The sequence below is a fragment of the Pseudomonas sp. CFBP13528 genome (assembly GCF_005233615.1).
Lineage (GTDB): Bacteria > Pseudomonadota > Gammaproteobacteria > Pseudomonadales > Pseudomonadaceae > Aquipseudomonas > Aquipseudomonas fluorescens_AM.
Genome location: NZ_QGAJ01000001.1, coordinates 386,467 through 401,574 on the forward strand (window position 1 = coordinate 386,467; position 15,108 = coordinate 401,574).

Sequence of the window (15,108 nt, forward strand, 5' to 3'; positions counted from 1 at the left end):
TGCCCATGATCCATATCCCCAAAGCGGAATACACCCGTCGCCGCAAGGCGCTCATGGCGCAGATGGAACCCAACAGCATCGCGATCCTGCCGGCCGCCGCCGTGGCGATCCGTAACCGTGATGTGGAGCATGTCTACCGCCAGGACAGCGACTTCCAATACCTGAGCGGCTTCCCTGAACCGCAGGCGGTGATCGTGCTGATGCCTGGTCGCCAGCATGGCGAGTACGTGCTGTTCTGTCGCGAGCGCAACGCCGAACGCGAATTGTGGGACGGCCTGCGCGCGGGTACTGAAGGCGCGATCCGCGATTTTGGCGCCGACGACGCGTTTCCCATCACCGATATCGATGACATCCTGCCCGGCCTGATTGAAGGCCGCGACCGGGTGTACTCGGCCATGGGCAGCAATGCCGAATTCGACCGGCATGTGATGGAGTGGATCAACGTGATCCGCTCCAAAGCGCACCTGGGCGCCCAGCCGCCAAACGAATTCGTTGCCCTGGATCACTTGCTGCACGACATGCGCCTGTATAAATCGGCGGCGGAAGTGAAGGTGATGCGCGAGGCGGCGCGGATTTCCTGCGCCGCCCATGTGCGCGCGATGCAAGCCAGCCGTGCCGGCCTGCATGAGTTCAGCCTGGAGGCCGAGCTGGATTACGAGTTTCGCAAGGGCGGCGCGAAAATGCCGGCTTATGGCTCCATTGTGGCCGCCGGGCGTAACAGCTGCATCCTGCATTACCAGCAGAATGACGCGCTGCTCAAGGACGGTGACCTGGTATTGATCGACGCCGGTTGCGAGATCGACTGCTACGCCAGTGACATCACCCGCACCTGGCCGGTCAACGGCAGGTTTTCGCCCGAGCAAAAGGCGATCTACGAGATTGTGCTGGCCTCCCAGGAAGCCGCCTTCGCGCAGATCGCGCCGAACAAGCATTGGAACCAGGCGCATGAGGCGACCGTGCAGGTCATCACGGCCGGGCTGGTCAAGCTGGGGTTGTTGCAAGGCGACGTTGACGAACTGATCGCCAGCGAAGCCTACCGCGCCTTTTACATGCACCGCGCCGGCCATTGGCTGGGCATGGATGTGCATGATGTGGGCGAGTACAAAGTGGGCGGTGAATGGCGTGTGCTGGAAGTCGGCATGGCCTTGACCGTGGAACCGGGGATCTATATTTCACCGGACAACCAGAACGTAGCGAAGAAGTGGCGTGGCATTGGCGTACGCATTGAGGACGACGTGATAGTGACCAAGCAAGGCTGTGAAATTCTGACCGGTGCGGTGCCCAAGACGGTGGCAGAGATCGAAGCGCTGATGGCGGCTGCCCGATGAGCCGGGTCAACCTGGCGATCATCGGCGGTGGCCTGGTGGGCGCCAGCCTGGCGCTGGCGTTGCAGGCCGGGGCCAAGGCGCGAGGGTGGAAAATCGCACTGATCGAACCCTTTGCGCCGGGTGACAGTTATCAGCCGAGCTACGATGCGCGTTCTTCGGCGCTGTCCTTTGGTGCCCGGCAGATCTATCAGCGTCTGGGCCTGTGGCAGGACATCTCCCGTCGCGCCGAGCCGATCAAGCAAATCCATGTGTCCGACCGTGGACGTTTCTCCACCGCGCGTCTGTCAGCCATGGAGGAGGGCGTGCCGGCCCTGGGTTACGTGGTGGAAAACGCCTGGCTGGGCCAATGCCTGTGGCAAGGCCTGGATAAGGACGTGGTCAGTTGGCGCTGCCCGGCGGAAGTCACGCGCATGGAGCCGCTGCCTGATGGCTACCGCCTGACCCTCAACGACGAAACGGTGCTGGAGTGCGACCTCGCGGTACTGGCCGACGGCGGCCGCTCGGGCCTGCGCGAACAACTGGGCATCGGCGTGAAGACGCGCCCGTATAACCAGAGCGCGCTGATCGCCAACATCACCCCGAGCGAAGCCCACAACGGCGAAGCGTTCGAGCGCTTTACCGATGAAGGGCCGATGGCCTTGCTGCCGCTGCCCGACAACCGCTGCGCGCTGGTCTGGACCCGCATGGGCATGGACGCCCAGCGTCTGGCCAATCTGGACGAGCGCAGTTTCCTGAGTGAATTGCAGGGCGTGTTCGGCTATCGCCTGGGCACCCTGAAGCAGGTAGGCGCACGGCATCTGTACCCGCTGACCCTGGTGGAAGCGCAAGAACAGATCCGCTCGCACCTGGTAGTCCTCGGCAATGCAGCGCACAGCCTGCACCCGATCGCCGGGCAGGGCTTCAACCTGTCGTTGCGCGATGCCAACGCCCTCGCCGAAGCCTTGCTGGCCGGGCCTGCCGTGCCGGGCGACCTGGCGACACTGCAGCGCTACCGCGAGCGCCAGCGCCTGGACCAGCAACTGACCGTGGGTTTCTCCGACCAGGTCACGCGCCTGTTCGGCAGCGGGCAACCGTTGGTTGCGTTGGGGCGCAACATGGGCCTGCTCGGCCTGGATCTGCTGCCGCCGGCCAAGCGCTGGTTCGCCCGTCAGGCCATGGGCCTGGGCACGCGCTCCGATGCGTAAGTGGCTGATCCAGCGCCTGGGCAAGGCCCGGCTGCTGCGCTGGGTGATGACGCTGTATCCGCCGTACCTGGGCGCCGGGATCAGCGTGCAGCAGATGAGCGCCGACTTTCGTCACGTCAAGGTGCGCATGGGCCTGGGCTGGTATAACCGCAACTATGTGGGCACTCAGTTCGGCGGCAGCCTGTATTCGATGGTCGACCCGTTCTACATGCTGATGCTGATGGAGAACCTGGGCCGCGATTACATTGTGTGGGACAAGGCCGCCAGCATCGACTTCATCTCGCCGGGCAAAGGCCCGGTGTATGCCGAGTTTTCTATCGACGACGCCTTGCTCGATGAGGTGCGTCGACAGACCGCCGATGGCGAGAAATATTTGCCTCACCTCAAGGTCCAGATTCATGACGGCTCCGGCACCCTGGTGGCGCGGGTCGACAAAACCCTTTACGTGCGGCGCAAGCCGCCAGCGAGACAGGCTTGACTATGGACATGCGCGCAGATGTGCTGATTGTCGGGGCCGGAATGGTCGGAAGCGCCCTGGCGCTGGCGTTGCAGGGCAGTGGCCTGCAGGTATTGCTGCTTGACGGCAGCCCGCTGAGCGTCAAGCCGTTCGAACCGGCGGCGGCGTTTGAACCGCGGGTCAGTGCACTGTCCGCCGCCAGCCAGCGCATTCTCGAGCGGCTTGGCGTGTGGGACGGCATCGTCGAGCGCCGCGCCAGCCCCTATGGCGAGATGCAAGTGTGGGACGGCAGCGGCACCGGGCAGATCCACTTTTCGGCGGCCAGCGTGCATGCCGAGGTGCTGGGGCATATTGTCGAGAACCGCGTGATCCAGGATGCCTTGCTGGACCGCCTGCATGATTGTGACCTGGGGCTGCTGGCCAATGCGCGCCTGGAGCAGATGCGCCGTTCCGGCGATGAGTGGCTGCTGACCCTGGCCGATGGGCGCAAGCTGCGCGCGCCGCTGGTGGTCGCCGCCGACGGCGCCAACTCCGCAGTGCGCCGCCTGACCGGCACCCCCACCCGTGAGTGGGACTACCTGCACAACGCCATCGTGACCAGCGTGCGCGGCAGCCAGCCGCACCAGCGCACGGCGTGGCAACGCTTCACCGACACGGGCCCGCTGGCATTCTTGCCGCTGGTGCGTGATGGGCAGGAGGATTGGTGCTCGATTGTCTGGTCGACCACGCCGGCGGAGTCCGAGCGCCTGATGGCCCTGGACGATGAGCGCTTCTGCCGTGAGCTGGAGCGGGCCTTTGAGGGGCGTCTCGGCAATGTGATCAGCGCCGACCCGCGCGTCTGCGTACCGTTGCGTCAGCGTCACGCCAAGCGCTATGTGGCCGAGGGCCTGGCGTTGATTGGCGACGCGGCCCATGTCATCCATCCATTGGCCGGGCAGGGCGTGAACCTGGGCTTTCTCGATGCTGCGGTGCTGGCCGAAGTGCTGCTGGCGGGCAGCGAACGTGGCGAACGTCTGGCGGATGTAAAGGTGTTGAGCCGCTACGAGCGTCGGCGCATGCCGCATAACCTGGCGCTGATGGCCGCTATGGAGGGCTTCGAGCGTCTGTTTCAGGCGGATCAACTGCCATTGCGCTGGTTGCGCAATGCCGGCTTGAAACTGGTCGACCAGATGCCCGAAGCCAAGGCAGTGTTTGTACGCCAGGCCTTGGGCCTGACCGGCGACCTCCCGGACCTCGCCAAACTGTAAATTGAAATGCGGCCCCCTGTGGGAGGGGGCTTGCCCCCGATGGCGGCCTCTGGGCCGACCAGGATGTTGGATCAGATCGAGTACATATCCGTTTCTGCGGTAACGGCTACTTAGGGTTCCGCCCTGACGGCGGCTCACTTTTGTAAAGCGCAAAAGTAAGCAAAACGCTCTTGCCCCACCACTCGGCACCTCGCTAATGCTCGGTGTGCCCTCACTCCGGCTTGAATCCGTGGGCCGCCGCAATGGGCCATCCCTGGCCCAGTGCGGCTAACCCGGCGTCCTGCCGGGTTACCCACGGATTCAAGCCTGCGTTCGGCCAGCGTGGTTTAACGGGGCGCCTAAGATCAAGATCAAGAGCTACTCGCTGCGCATCGTGGTTAGCGTTGGGTGCTACAGCGTTGTGTAGAGATCTATGCCCCGTATGCCCCGAGGCCATCAGTCCTCACGCCTCTCTCCGACCGTGCAACATCTGGTAACGCCTCCACCGAGCGTTACCAAATGTGAGTCCTTATCATTTGCGCTCTTTTTGCAAATGAGAGACCGCACCCATGTTGGCATCCAAGCGCCTCCTGACTGCCCTGGCACTCACCCTGATCGGCAGCGCCACTGCGCAGGCCGCCGACGAAGTGGTGGTCTACTCCTCGCGCATCGACGAACTGATCAAACCGGTGTTCGATGCCTATACCCGCAAGACCGGCGTACAGGTGAAGTTCATCACCGACAAGGAAGCCCCGCTGATGCAGCGCATCAAGGCCGAGGGCGAAAATGCCACCGCCGACCTGCTGCTCACCGTCGACGCCGGCAACCTCTGGCAGGCCGAGCAGATGGGCATTCTGCAGCCGTTCACCTCCGAGGTGATCGACAAGAACATCCCGCTGCAATACCGCTCCTCGGCCCATGCCTGGACCGGTTTGAGCCTGCGCGCGCGCACCATCGCCTATTCCACCGACCGGGTAAAACCGGGTGACCTGACCACCTACGAGGCCCTGGCCGACAAGCAGTGGGAAGGCCGCTTGTGCCTGCGCACGGCGAAAAAGGTTTATAACCAGTCCCTGACCGCCACGCTGATCGAGACCCACGGCGCGGCCGAAACCGAAGAAATCGTCAAAGGCTGGGTGAATAACCTGTCCACCGATGTGTTCTCCGACGATATCGCAGTGCTGGAAGCGATCAACGCCGGGCAATGCGACGTTGGTATCGTCAACACGTACTACTACGGTCGCCTGCACAAGCAGAAGCCGGACCTGGCGGTGAAGCTGTTCTGGCCGAACCAGGGCGACCGTGGCGTGCATGTGAACCTGTCGGGTATTGGCTTGACCAAACATGCGCCACACCCGGCAGCGGCCAAGGCCCTGGTGGAATGGATGACCACGCCCGAGGCGCAGCAGATCTTCGCCGACGTGAACCAGGAGTTCCCAGCCAACCCTGCGGTACCGCCGTCCGCCGAAGTGGCGACCTGGGGCAAGTTCGTGGCCGATACCTTGCCGGTGGAAGTGGCGGGCAAGCGTCAGGCCGAGGCGATCCGCTTGATGGATCGCGCCGGTTGGAACTGAGTTTCTAAATCGCTGCCAATCAAAAGGTGGGAGGGGGCAAGCCCTAATTGTAGGAGCGAGCTTGCTCGCGAAAAACGTCAACGATAACGCGTGCTTTCTGAATGAACGCGGTGCCTGTGAGTTTTTCGCGAACAAGCTCGCTCCTGCAGACGGCATCAGGGCTTGCCCCCTCCCACACTGTTTTGTGTCTGCCTTCAGATAGTCCATTCCCAGGGAATTTGCTTTTGGCCCACCCCGCCCAACGCCGCTGGTACCTGCCGGTCTTCGCCGTCGCTGCCCTGGTGCTGCTGCCGCTGAGCGTGCTGTTGCTGTCCTGGCAAAGCATCGATCAACAAATCTGGTCCCACCTGTGGGACACCCAGATGCCTCGTCTGCTCGCCAACACCTTGACCCTGGTGCTCGGCGTCGGTCTTGGCGTGACGTTGCTGGGGGTGAGCCTGGCCTGGCTCACCAGCCTCTGCGAGTTCCCGGGGCGGCGCTGGCTGGATTGGGCGTTGATGCTGCCCTTTGCGATTCCGGCCTATGTGCTGGCCTTCGTGTTTGTAGGGCTGCTGGACTTTGCAGGCCCGGTGCAGACCCTGCTGCGCGAAGGGTTCGGCGCGGGGCTGCGCCTGCCGCGTGTGCGCTCCACCAGCGGCGTGATCATCGTATTGGTGCTGGTGTTCTACCCCTATGTCTATCTGCTGGCGCGTTCTGCATTCCTGGCCCAGGGCAAGGGCTTGATGGAAGCGGCACGGGTGCTGGGCCAGTCGCCGTGGCAAGCGTTCTGGCGCGTGGCGCTGCCCATGGCGCGGCCGGCGATTGGAGCCGGTGTCGCCTTGGCCCTGATGGAAACCCTGGCGGACTTTGGTGCGGTCTCGGTGTTCAATTTCGACACGTTCACCACCGCCATCTATAAAACCTGGTACGGCTTTTTCAGCCTGTCCAGCGCCGCGCAACTGGCCAGCCTGTTGTTGCTGGTGGTGATGCTGGTGCTGTATGGCGAGCGGCGCGCGCGTGGAGCGAGCCGGCCCGGCAACGAGCGCCCGCGCGGCAAGGCGCTGTATCACCTGCGCGGGCTCAAGGCGGCAGCGGCCAGCGGTTGGTGTGGCTTGGTGTTCGCCTGCGCGTTTGTTATCCCGATGCTGCAACTGGTGGCCTGGTTCTGGCAGCGCGGCCGCTTCGATCTGGATGAGCGCTACACCGGCCTGATCGTGCACACGCTGTACCTGGGCGCGATCGCGGCGCTGATGACGGTCAGCGTGGCGCTGATATTGGCGTTCGCCAACCGCCTGGCGCCGACGCGGGCGATCCGTTCCGGCATCAGCCTGGCGAATGTCGGTTATGCCTTGCCCGGGTCGGTGTTGGCGGTGTCGATCATGTTGGCCTTCAGCTATCTGGACCGCGAACTGGTGGTGCCGCTGTCGGGCTGGCTGGGCGGCGCGGGCAAGCCGTTGCTGCTGGGCAGCCTGTCGGCGCTGGTGCTGGCGTATCTGGTGCGATTCCTGGCGGTCGCCTACGGGCCTCTTGAAAACAGCCTGGCGCGTATACGCCCGTCGTTGCCCGAGGCCGCACGAAGCCTGGGCGTGAGTGGGCCACAACTGTTTTGCAAGGTGTATCTGCCGCTGTTGCTGCCCGGCACCCTGAGCGCGGCGCTGCTGGTGTTTGTCGATGTGCTCAAGGAAATGCCCGCCACCTTGCTGATGCGCCCGTTTGGCTGGGACACCCTGGCGGTGCGCATCTTTGAAATGACCAGTGAAGGGGAATGGGCGCGGGCCTCGCTGCCGGCGTTGACCCTGGTACTGGTTGGGTTGCTGCCGGTCATCGGGTTGATCCGACGCTCCGCACGACAAATCGGCTAGGTGCCAGTCCTACAGCTTGCGGCTACAATGCGCCGCATTCGGTGTGCTCCGTTTTTCGGATCGACCTGCTGTATGTGGCTGTGGGCCTTGTAGCTCAAGGTGTTCGGCGCAAGTGGCAGCTCTGCGCACCTTCGCCAAGCCCGGAAGGAGAAACCCATGGGACAGCGTACGCCTCTGTATGACCTGCATCTCGCCCTCGGCGCGAAAATGGTCGATTTTGGCGGTTGGGATATGCCTTTGCATTACGGCTCGCAAGTCGAGGAGCACCATCAGGTGCGGCGCGACTGCGGGGTGTTCGATGTATCTCATATGACCGTGATCGATGTCACCGGCCCTCAGGCCAAGGAATGGCTCCAGTACCTGCTGGCCAATGATGTCGATCGATTGCACGGCTGCGGCCGCGCGTTGTACAGCGCCATGCTCAACGAGCAGGGCGGGGTGGTGGACGACATGATCGTCTACCGTACCGAAACCGGTTACCGACTGGTGGTCAACGCTGCCACCCGTGACCAGGATATGGCCTGGATGCAGGCGCAACTGGGCGGCTATCAGGTGCAACTGCAGGAGCGCTCCGAGCTGGCCATGCTCGCCATTCAAGGTCCCCACGCGCGGCAGAAGATCGCCGAACTGGTGACCCAGTCCCGTGGCACCCTGATCCATCAGCTCAAACCTTTCGAAGGCCAGGCCGACGGCGACTGGTTTATCGCTCGCACCGGTTACACCGGCGAAGACGGCCTGGAAATTGTCCTGCCTGCCGACCAGGCGCCGGGTTTTTTCAACGACCTGGTGGGCGCCGGTATTTCCCCCATCGGCCTCGGTGCGCGCGATACCCTGCGCCTGGAGGCCGGCATGAACCTGTATGGCCAGGATATCCACCAGCAGGTGTCGCCCCTGGCTGCCAACATGGCCTGGAGCATCGCCTGGGAACCGGCAGGGCGCAATTTCATCGGCCGCGCCGCGCTGGAAGCGGAAAAAGCAGCCGGTGTGCAGTTCAAATTGGTCGGGCTGGTCCTGGAAGAACGTGGAGTTCTACGTGCTCACCAGGTGGTTCGTATCGCCAATGTTGGCGAAGGGGAGATCACCAGTGGTAGTTTCTCACCTACGCTTAGCAAATCCATTGCCCTGGCGCGTGTACCGACGGCGACTGCCGACCGGGCCGAAGTGGAAATTCGCGGCAAGTGGTACCCGGTTCGAGTGGTCAAGCCGACCTTCGTCCGCCATGGCAAAACCTTGATCTAACTATTTTCCGGCAGGCCACTGGCCGCTGACATTTCTTCTTGAGGACACAGACTATGAGCAATATCCCTGCCGACCTGCGTTTTGCCGAAAGTCATGAGTGGGCCCGTCTGGAAGCCGACGGCACCGTGACCGTCGGAATCTCCGACCATGCACAGGAAGCGTTGGGTGATGTGGTGTTTGTTGAGTTGGCTGAGATTGGCGCCACATTTGAAGCCGAGGGCCAGGCGGGTGTGGTTGAGTCGGTGAAGGCTGCCTCGGACATCTACGCCCCGGTTGCAGGCGAAGTGATTGCGGTCAACGACGAGTTGAGTGGGAGTCCTGAGCTGTTGAACTCCGACCCTTATGGCGCCTGGATCTTCAAGCTCAAGCCAAGCAACCCGGCTGATCTGGAGAAACTGCTGGACGCTGCCGGCTACAAAGCCGCTATCGGCGAGTAAACACAGAACCCGATGTGGGAGGGGGCTTGCCCCCGATGGCGGAGTGTCAGTCTGCTCATCAGTGGCTGACCCACCGTAATCGGGGGCAAGCGCCCTCCCACACTGGATAATCAGCCTGCTTTCAATACGGCTTTGACCGCCGCCACAGCCCGCTCCACATCCGCCTCTGTCATCGCCGTGAACATCGGCAACGACACGATCAATCGCCCAACACGCTCCGCCACGGGGAACATCCCTTCCTTGAAACCCTGTGCCCGGTACAGGCTCAGCAGGTGGATGGGCGGGTAGTGATAGCCAATGCCGACGCCGCGGGCCTGCATCTGCTCCATAAAAGTGGCGCGGGCGGGCAACCCATCCTGACGCTCCGGCAATACCAGTTGGAACAAGTGCCAGTTGCTGTTTTCGAAGTCCGCCGGTGGCAGTTGTGCGCCGTACTGTTCTTCGAAATCACCGCCGAAGCATTCGAAGTAGTGCCGTGCCAGGTTCTGACGATGGGCGGTGATCTTCTCGATGTGGGCAAATTGTCCCAGGCCGATGGCGGCGGCGATATCGGTCATGTTGAACTTGCCGCCCAGCACGTCCACATCCAGACCGTCGAAACCGTTGCGGGTGACGCCCTGCAGGCGGTACTTCTCGGCCAGACGGGCTTCTTCGGCGTTGTTCAGCACCAGGCAGCCACCTTCGGATGAGGTGATGTTCTTGTTCGCCTGAAAGCTGAACGACACGAAGTCGCCGGTAGCGCCGATGCGTTCTGCGTCCCAGCTGGACCCCAGGGCCTGGGCAGCATCCTCGACGATGCGCAGGTTGTACTTGTTGGCCAGCGCGTAAAGCATCGGCATGTCCAAGGGCAAACCGGCCAGGTAGACCGGGATGATCGCCTTGGTGCGCGGGGTGATCGCCGCTTCAACCTGAGCCAGATCGATGTTGCGGGTCACCGGGTCGATATCGGCAAAGACCGGGGTGGCGCCCACTTCGAGGATGACATTGGCTGTGGCGACCCAAGAGATTGGTGTGGTGATGACCTCATCCCCAGGCCCGATACCAGCGATGCGCAGGGCAATTTCCATGGTGCATGTGCCTGAGTTGAAGGTGCGCACCGGGCGGCCGCCAAAGAACTCCGACAACTGCGCTTCGAACGCCAGCACCTTCGGCCCGCTGGTGATCCAGCCGGAACGAAGGACATCGCCGACCGCCGAGATCGTGGCTTCGTCAATGGTAGGTTTGGAGAACGGCAGGAAAGGCTGTTGGCTCATGACGAAGAAGGCATCCGATAGGCGATGGGTGATGGACGTGCAAGTCCTGCATGGTTGCACGGTGCGACTGAATATAGCCTGTCGCCCGTGAACGATTCGTCATGTTGCGAGCAAAACAATGCCGCCTGGACGGCGGCATTTTTTCAGGGAATCAAAAGCCGAAGCGGGCTTCAAGAAACAAATTCTGCTCCTTGAGTTTGCCTTTGAGCTGTTCATCACGGGCATTCACCCTGTTGGCAAACGTGTTGTAGCCAGTTTCAACATCGCCCATTGCGGTATAGCGATAACCAGTGCCCAGGGTGAGTCGCTCATTGAGCCTGGCTTGCAACCCGATGCCCACGCTGTAGGCAAAGTTGTGCTGGCGATTGCTGGCAAAACGCCGTGTATCGTTGGTTTGGTAGCCAGCAGCGTCAACCCGCGCGACACCCATGCCGGCCATCCCGTAGAACGACAGCCAGTCATTGATAGGTATGTCCTTGTAACCATTGAGCATCAGACGCTGGCTCTGGGTGTGCAGGCTATTGACGTTGGCATTGAAGGGCGCCCAGTAGGACTTGAATGTCGAGGTATTGGGCATGGTGTATTCGCCCTCCAGGCGCCACCCGTCGGCAAAGGCATAACCCACTGCAAAGGAGCCAACCACCGATTTGCTGCTGTCCGGTGCGGCCACACGTTCTGTCACGCGGGGGCTGGTCAGCAGAGCGCTGGAGAGGTTCTGGCGTGTACTGTTGAGCTTCGTCGAACCATACCAGCTTTCTGCCTGGGCACAGGGGGCTGCGGCTGCCGACAGGAGGCAGGCGAATACAAGTTTTTGCATGGAGACTGATTCACTTTATTGAAAAAGGAATCGGTAGCTTGTTACCTGCTACCCACGGCCTCGACAGGACTGATCCGATGGTTGCCCAGAAAACTCGACTCTTGACGTAATCAATCGCAGTTTTTTTGTAGGGGAATGCAAAAATGCCGCTTGAGAAAGCGGCATTTTTTAGGTTGCAGTGGTTACTCGGTAACAGCGTTCTTCGCGAGGATGGCGTTGGCCAGCTCCATGTCCGTGGCCTGCAGGCCAGGGTTATCGGCGCGCACTTTCTGCATGGCCGCTTCCAGGTACGGGCCGCGGATGCCGCCGTCGCTGGCGACGAAGCTGCCGGCGTCGTCCTGGGCGGCGACGACCATTTTGTGGTCCTTGAAGGTCAGGTAGGTCGAGCCGGTGGTGGCGCCTGACGAGATGACATTACGCCAGAAGCTATCGGCCATGGCTGAGCCGACAGGGAGAGAGAGCACAGCAAGGGTTGCGACAGCATATTTAAGACGCATGATGGGTGACTCCGGTGGGTTATCTGTACGTTTTGATTGTAGTTAACCTGATCCAGTTCCATCACTGACTAAACAGTTTCAACCTTTAAAACTACCCCATCCTGCCCAACCACGCGGACTTGAGCGCCTACAGGTGCATCGGCACCGGTGACCATCCATACGCCATCGCCGACCTTGACCTTGCCCCTGCCGTCCACTATCGCCTGATGCACCACGAACGTGCGCCCGACCAGCTCTGAACCGCGCTCGTTCAAGCCGGGTTGATCGCTGGCCTTGGCGCTGCTGCGTTGGCGTCTCCACCAGTACACGGCCGTCAATATCGACAGCAGGGCGAACAGCAGCAGTTGCCACTCCAGTCCGAGGGGCGGGACGATGAACTTGATCACACCCACGGCCGCTGCGGCGATACCCATCCACAACAGGTAGCCTCCGGCACCGAACACCTCAAGAATCAACAAGACGGTGCCCAGCGCCAACCAATCCCAGAACGAAAGATGCTGCAGGAAATCCCACATGGTGGCGACCTCAGCCTTTCTTGTTGTCGAAAGTGGCTTTGACGATCTCGCCGATACCGCCCACGGCGCCAATGACCTGGCTGGCTTCCAGCGGCATCAGGATCACTTTGCTGTTGTTGGCCGATGCCAGCTTGCCCAGGGCATCGATGTATTTCTGCGCGACGAAGTAATTCACCGCCTGCACGTTGCCGGAGGCGATCGCTTCGGATACCACCTGGGTCGCGCGGGCCTCAGCCTCGGCCTGACGTTCACGCGCTTCGGATTCGAGGAAGGCGGCCTGGCGGCTACCCTCTGCCTCGAGGATCTGCGCCTGTTTCTTGCCCTCGGCGGTGAGGATCGCCGAGGCGCGCAGACCTTCGGCTTCGAGGATTTGTGCGCGCTTGATCCGCTCGGCTTTCATTTGTCCGGACATGGCCGCCATCAGGTCAGCGGGCGGGCTGATGTCCTTGATTTCGATACGGGTGATCTTGATGCCCCACGGCGCCGTAGCTTCGTCGACGGTGCGCAGCAGTTTTTCGTTGATGCCGTCGCGCTGGCTGAGCATGGCATCCAGCTCCATGGAGCCGAGCACCGTACGGATATTGGTTTGCAGCAAGTTGCGGATGGCATGTTCGAGGTTGTTCACCTCATACGCGGCCTGGGCAGTGTTGACCACCTGGAAGAAGCACACGGCGTCAATCTGCACGGTGGCGTTGTCGGCGGTAATCACTTCCTGGGGCGGGATATCCAGCACGCTTTCCATCACGTTGATCTTGCGGCCGATGCGGTCCATGACCGGGATGATGATGTTCAGGCCGGGCTTGAGGGTGTTGGTATAGCGGCCGAAACGTTCGACGGTCCACTGGTAGCCCTGGGGCACCACCTTGAAACCCATGAACAGGATGGCAATGGCCAATCCCACGAAAAGAAGCAGTACGGTTCCGATCTGCATTGCGATTCCCTATCTGATGATGTCAGTGACACGACGTTCGGTCGATTGTAACGGTGTCGTCACGGATAAGAACGGTTTCATTGGCCAGCGAACAAAGGATTTGTTTCTGAATCCCCAGGGGTAACCCTGAGGACTTCCGTCAGCGTCGTCAGTCCGGCCTTCACCTTTTGCATGCCGGCCATTCGCAGGCTGTGCATGCCTTGCCCGAGAGACGCATGGCGCAAGGCTTGAACGTCAGCGCCGGGGGTGATCAGCGCTTTGAGGGTTTCGTCCAGAATCATGATTTCGTAAAGCCCGGCCCTGCCTCGATAGCCACTGTCGCGGCACTCACCACACCCGACCGCCTCGTAGACTTCGGCGACGGCGCGTTTGCAATGGGGGCACAGCACGCGCACCAGGCGCTGTGCCATGACGCCTATCAGCGTCGCCTTGATCAAATAATGAGCGATACCCAGTTCCTGCAAACGGCTGATGGCGCTCGGCGCATCGTTGGTGTGCAGCGTTGACAGCACAAGGTGCCCGGTCAGCGCGGCCTGGATCGCCATTTCGGCGGTCTCCTGGTCGCGAATCTCGCCGATCATGATGATGTCCGGGTCTTGGCGCAGCAACGCGCGGATACCGCTGGCGAAGGACAGGTCGATGTTGTGCTGCACCTGCATCTGGTTGAATGCCGGCTCGACCATTTCGATGGGGTCCTCCACCGTGCACAGGTTGACCTCCCGGGTCGCCAGTTGCCTGAGGGTGCTGTAGAGCGTGCTGGTCTTGCCCGAGCCGGTGGGGCCGGTGACCAGAATGATGCCGCTGGTCTGTCGGGTCATGGCCTGCCAGCGCTGCTGATCGTCGACGGACAGCCCCAGTTGATCGAAATCCTTGAGCAGCACCTGGGGATCAAAAATGCGCATGACCAACTTTTCGCCGAAGGCGGTGGGCAAGGTCGACAGGCGCAGTTCCACTTCAATGCCTGCCGTTTTCGTTTTGATGCGCCCATCCTGGGGCTTGCGCTTCTCAGCCACATTCATACGCCCAAGGCTTTTCAGCCGGCTGACCACAGCGGTACTGACCTGGGGCGGAAATTGGTAGACGTCATGCAACAGCCCGTCAATGCGAAAGCGCACACGCCCCTGTTCAAGGCAGGGCTCGATATGGATATCGCTGGCCCGTTGATCAAAAGCGTACTGCAACAGCCAGTCGACGATATTGACGATATGCGCGTCATCGGCATGCGGCTCGCTATCGCTGGCGCCCAGGCTGAACCGTTCGACAGTACCGGGGGGCGCCATTTGCTGGTCGGCACCGCTGACAGATTTGGCCAAACGGTAAAATTCATTGATGCAGCGCTGGAGGGTTTGAGGGTTGGCCACCACGCGTCTTATCGAGCGTTTGAGTACCTGGGAAAGCCCGGCCTCCCAGCCGCTGACATGGGGCTGAGCGCTGGCAACGGTGACGCTGTGCGCATCCACGGCCACTGCAAGGATGGCGTGGCGCTGGGCGAAGGCGTGGGACATCAACGGCACCACCGTCGCCACGTCGATCTTCAGCGGGTCGATGCGTAGATAAGGCTGATCGACGTGCCGGGCCAGCCACCGGGTCAATGTTTCCAGGCACGGTCCTTGCGCGGCGATCATTTCCAGGGGATGCCGGGCGCTGGCGGGCACGGACGACACCTGCCGCGCCGTCTCTGGCGTAATCAGTTGCTGCTCGATCAATGCAGGCAGCAACTGTTGCAGTTCAAGAGGGCGATCTTGCAGGACGGCGGGCATGAGGGGTTCCAGATTGGCGTCGGGTGTAATCCCAGGCTAGCCAGCTTCT

The 15,108-nt window shown here is 61.8% G+C and carries 14 protein-coding genes; 8 read left to right on the forward strand and 6 right to left on the reverse strand.

The window, feature by feature from the left end:
* Positions 1-5: 5 nt before the first annotated feature.
* The 8 genes from pepP to gcvH all read left to right on the forward strand — a co-directional run bounded on the left by pepP (position 6) and on the right by gcvH (position 9,286).
* Positions 6-1,328 (forward strand): Xaa-Pro aminopeptidase, encoded by a 1,323-nt coding sequence (gene pepP, locus PspCFBP13528_RS01830; RefSeq protein ID WP_065950439.1) that lies wholly within the window; start codon positions 6-8, stop codon positions 1,326-1,328.
* Positions 1,325-2,512 (forward strand): 2-octaprenyl-6-methoxyphenyl hydroxylase, encoded by a 1,188-nt coding sequence (gene ubiH / locus PspCFBP13528_RS01835; RefSeq protein WP_137199542.1) that lies wholly within the window; start codon positions 1,325-1,327, stop codon positions 2,510-2,512. The genes pepP and ubiH overlap by 4 nt, the downstream gene beginning before the upstream one ends.
* Positions 2,505-2,990, forward strand: a complete 486-nt coding sequence (locus PspCFBP13528_RS01840) for a DUF4442 domain-containing protein (RefSeq protein WP_065950437.1) — start codon at positions 2,505-2,507, stop codon at positions 2,988-2,990. The genes ubiH and PspCFBP13528_RS01840 overlap by 8 nt, the downstream gene beginning before the upstream one ends.
* Before the next feature lie 8 nt (positions 2,991-2,998).
* Positions 2,999-4,216: a 2-octaprenyl-3-methyl-6-methoxy-1,4-benzoquinol hydroxylase gene (locus tag PspCFBP13528_RS01845; RefSeq protein ID WP_175413265.1), complete on the forward strand. Its 1,218-nt coding sequence runs from the start codon at positions 2,999-3,001 to the stop codon at positions 4,214-4,216.
* 548 nt (positions 4,217-4,764) lie between these two features.
* The gene (locus tag PspCFBP13528_RS01855; RefSeq protein WP_101220155.1) at positions 4,765-5,769 is read left to right on the forward strand and encodes an extracellular solute-binding protein; all 1,005 of its coding nucleotides are present in this window, start codon (positions 4,765-4,767) and stop codon (positions 5,767-5,769) included.
* 224 nt (positions 5,770-5,993) lie between these two features.
* Positions 5,994-7,610 (forward strand): iron ABC transporter permease, encoded by a 1,617-nt coding sequence (locus PspCFBP13528_RS01860; protein WP_065950434.1) that lies wholly within the window; start codon positions 5,994-5,996, stop codon positions 7,608-7,610.
* 156 nt (positions 7,611-7,766) lie between these two features.
* The gene (gene gcvT / locus PspCFBP13528_RS01865) at positions 7,767-8,849 is read left to right on the forward strand and encodes a glycine cleavage system aminomethyltransferase GcvT (RefSeq protein WP_065950433.1); all 1,083 of its coding nucleotides are present in this window, start codon (positions 7,767-7,769) and stop codon (positions 8,847-8,849) included.
* 53 nt (positions 8,850-8,902) lie between these two features.
* Positions 8,903-9,286, forward strand: coding sequence for a glycine cleavage system protein GcvH (gene gcvH, locus PspCFBP13528_RS01870; protein ID WP_065950432.1), 384 nt, complete (start codon positions 8,903-8,905; stop codon positions 9,284-9,286).
* Between the two features lie 110 nt (positions 9,287-9,396).
* Here the strand turns inward: gcvH and PspCFBP13528_RS01875 are convergent, their stop codons facing one another.
* The 6 genes from PspCFBP13528_RS01875 to PspCFBP13528_RS01900 all read right to left on the reverse strand — a co-directional run bounded on the left by PspCFBP13528_RS01875 (position 9,397) and on the right by PspCFBP13528_RS01900 (position 15,059).
* Positions 9,397-10,539 (reverse strand): DegT/DnrJ/EryC1/StrS aminotransferase family protein, encoded by a 1,143-nt coding sequence (locus tag PspCFBP13528_RS01875; protein WP_137199543.1) that lies wholly within the window; start codon positions 10,537-10,539, stop codon positions 9,397-9,399.
* 151 nt (positions 10,540-10,690) lie between these two features.
* Complete coding sequence (locus PspCFBP13528_RS01880) at positions 10,691-11,356, reverse strand: outer membrane beta-barrel protein (protein ID WP_065950430.1); 666 nt, start codon at positions 11,354-11,356, stop codon at positions 10,691-10,693.
* Between the two features lie 182 nt (positions 11,357-11,538).
* Positions 11,539-11,853: a DUF2388 domain-containing protein gene (locus tag PspCFBP13528_RS01885; RefSeq protein WP_057723397.1), complete on the reverse strand. Its 315-nt coding sequence runs from the start codon at positions 11,851-11,853 to the stop codon at positions 11,539-11,541.
* Positions 11,854-11,921: 68 nt separating this feature from the next.
* Complete coding sequence (locus PspCFBP13528_RS01890) at positions 11,922-12,368, reverse strand: NfeD family protein (RefSeq protein ID WP_065950429.1); 447 nt, start codon at positions 12,366-12,368, stop codon at positions 11,922-11,924.
* 10 nt (positions 12,369-12,378) lie between these two features.
* The gene (locus PspCFBP13528_RS01895) at positions 12,379-13,299 is read right to left on the reverse strand and encodes an SPFH domain-containing protein (protein WP_003176797.1); all 921 of its coding nucleotides are present in this window, start codon (positions 13,297-13,299) and stop codon (positions 12,379-12,381) included.
* A gap of 77 nt (positions 13,300-13,376) precedes the next feature.
* Positions 13,377-15,059, reverse strand: a complete 1,683-nt coding sequence (locus tag PspCFBP13528_RS01900; RefSeq protein WP_101220157.1) for a GspE/PulE family protein — start codon at positions 15,057-15,059, stop codon at positions 13,377-13,379.
* Positions 15,060-15,108 lie beyond the last annotated feature (49 nt).

Bases quoted from the DNA above. Each gene is read 5' to 3' on its own strand.
- pepP (WP_065950439.1), top strand. From the start codon at position 6: ATGATCCATATCCCCAAAGCGGAATACACCCGTCGCCGCAAGGCGCTC.
- ubiH (WP_137199542.1), top strand. From the start codon at position 1,325: ATGAGCCGGGTCAACCTGGCGATCATCGGCGGTGGCCTGGTGGGCGCC.
- PspCFBP13528_RS01840 (WP_065950437.1), top strand. From the start codon at position 2,505: ATGCGTAAGTGGCTGATCCAGCGCCTGGGCAAGGCCCGGCTGCTGCGC.
- PspCFBP13528_RS01845 (WP_175413265.1), top strand. From the start codon at position 2,999: ATGCGCGCAGATGTGCTGATTGTCGGGGCCGGAATGGTCGGAAGCGCC.
- PspCFBP13528_RS01855 (WP_101220155.1), top strand. From the start codon at position 4,765: ATGTTGGCATCCAAGCGCCTCCTGACTGCCCTGGCACTCACCCTGATC.
- gcvT (WP_065950433.1), top strand. From the start codon at position 7,767: ATGGGACAGCGTACGCCTCTGTATGACCTGCATCTCGCCCTCGGCGCG.
- gcvH (WP_065950432.1), top strand. From the start codon at position 8,903: ATGAGCAATATCCCTGCCGACCTGCGTTTTGCCGAAAGTCATGAGTGG.
- PspCFBP13528_RS01875 (WP_137199543.1), bottom strand. From the start codon at position 10,539: ATGAGCCAACAGCCTTTCCTGCCGTTCTCCAAACCTACCATTGACGAA.
- PspCFBP13528_RS01880 (WP_065950430.1), bottom strand. From the start codon at position 11,356: ATGCAAAAACTTGTATTCGCCTGCCTCCTGTCGGCAGCCGCAGCCCCC.
- PspCFBP13528_RS01885 (WP_057723397.1), bottom strand. From the start codon at position 11,853: ATGCGTCTTAAATATGCTGTCGCAACCCTTGCTGTGCTCTCTCTCCCT.
- PspCFBP13528_RS01890 (WP_065950429.1), bottom strand. From the start codon at position 12,368: ATGTGGGATTTCCTGCAGCATCTTTCGTTCTGGGATTGGTTGGCGCTG.
- PspCFBP13528_RS01895 (WP_003176797.1), bottom strand. From the start codon at position 13,299: ATGCAGATCGGAACCGTACTGCTTCTTTTCGTGGGATTGGCCATTGCC.
- PspCFBP13528_RS01900 (WP_101220157.1), bottom strand. From the start codon at position 15,059: ATGCCCGCCGTCCTGCAAGATCGCCCTCTTGAACTGCAACAGTTGCTG.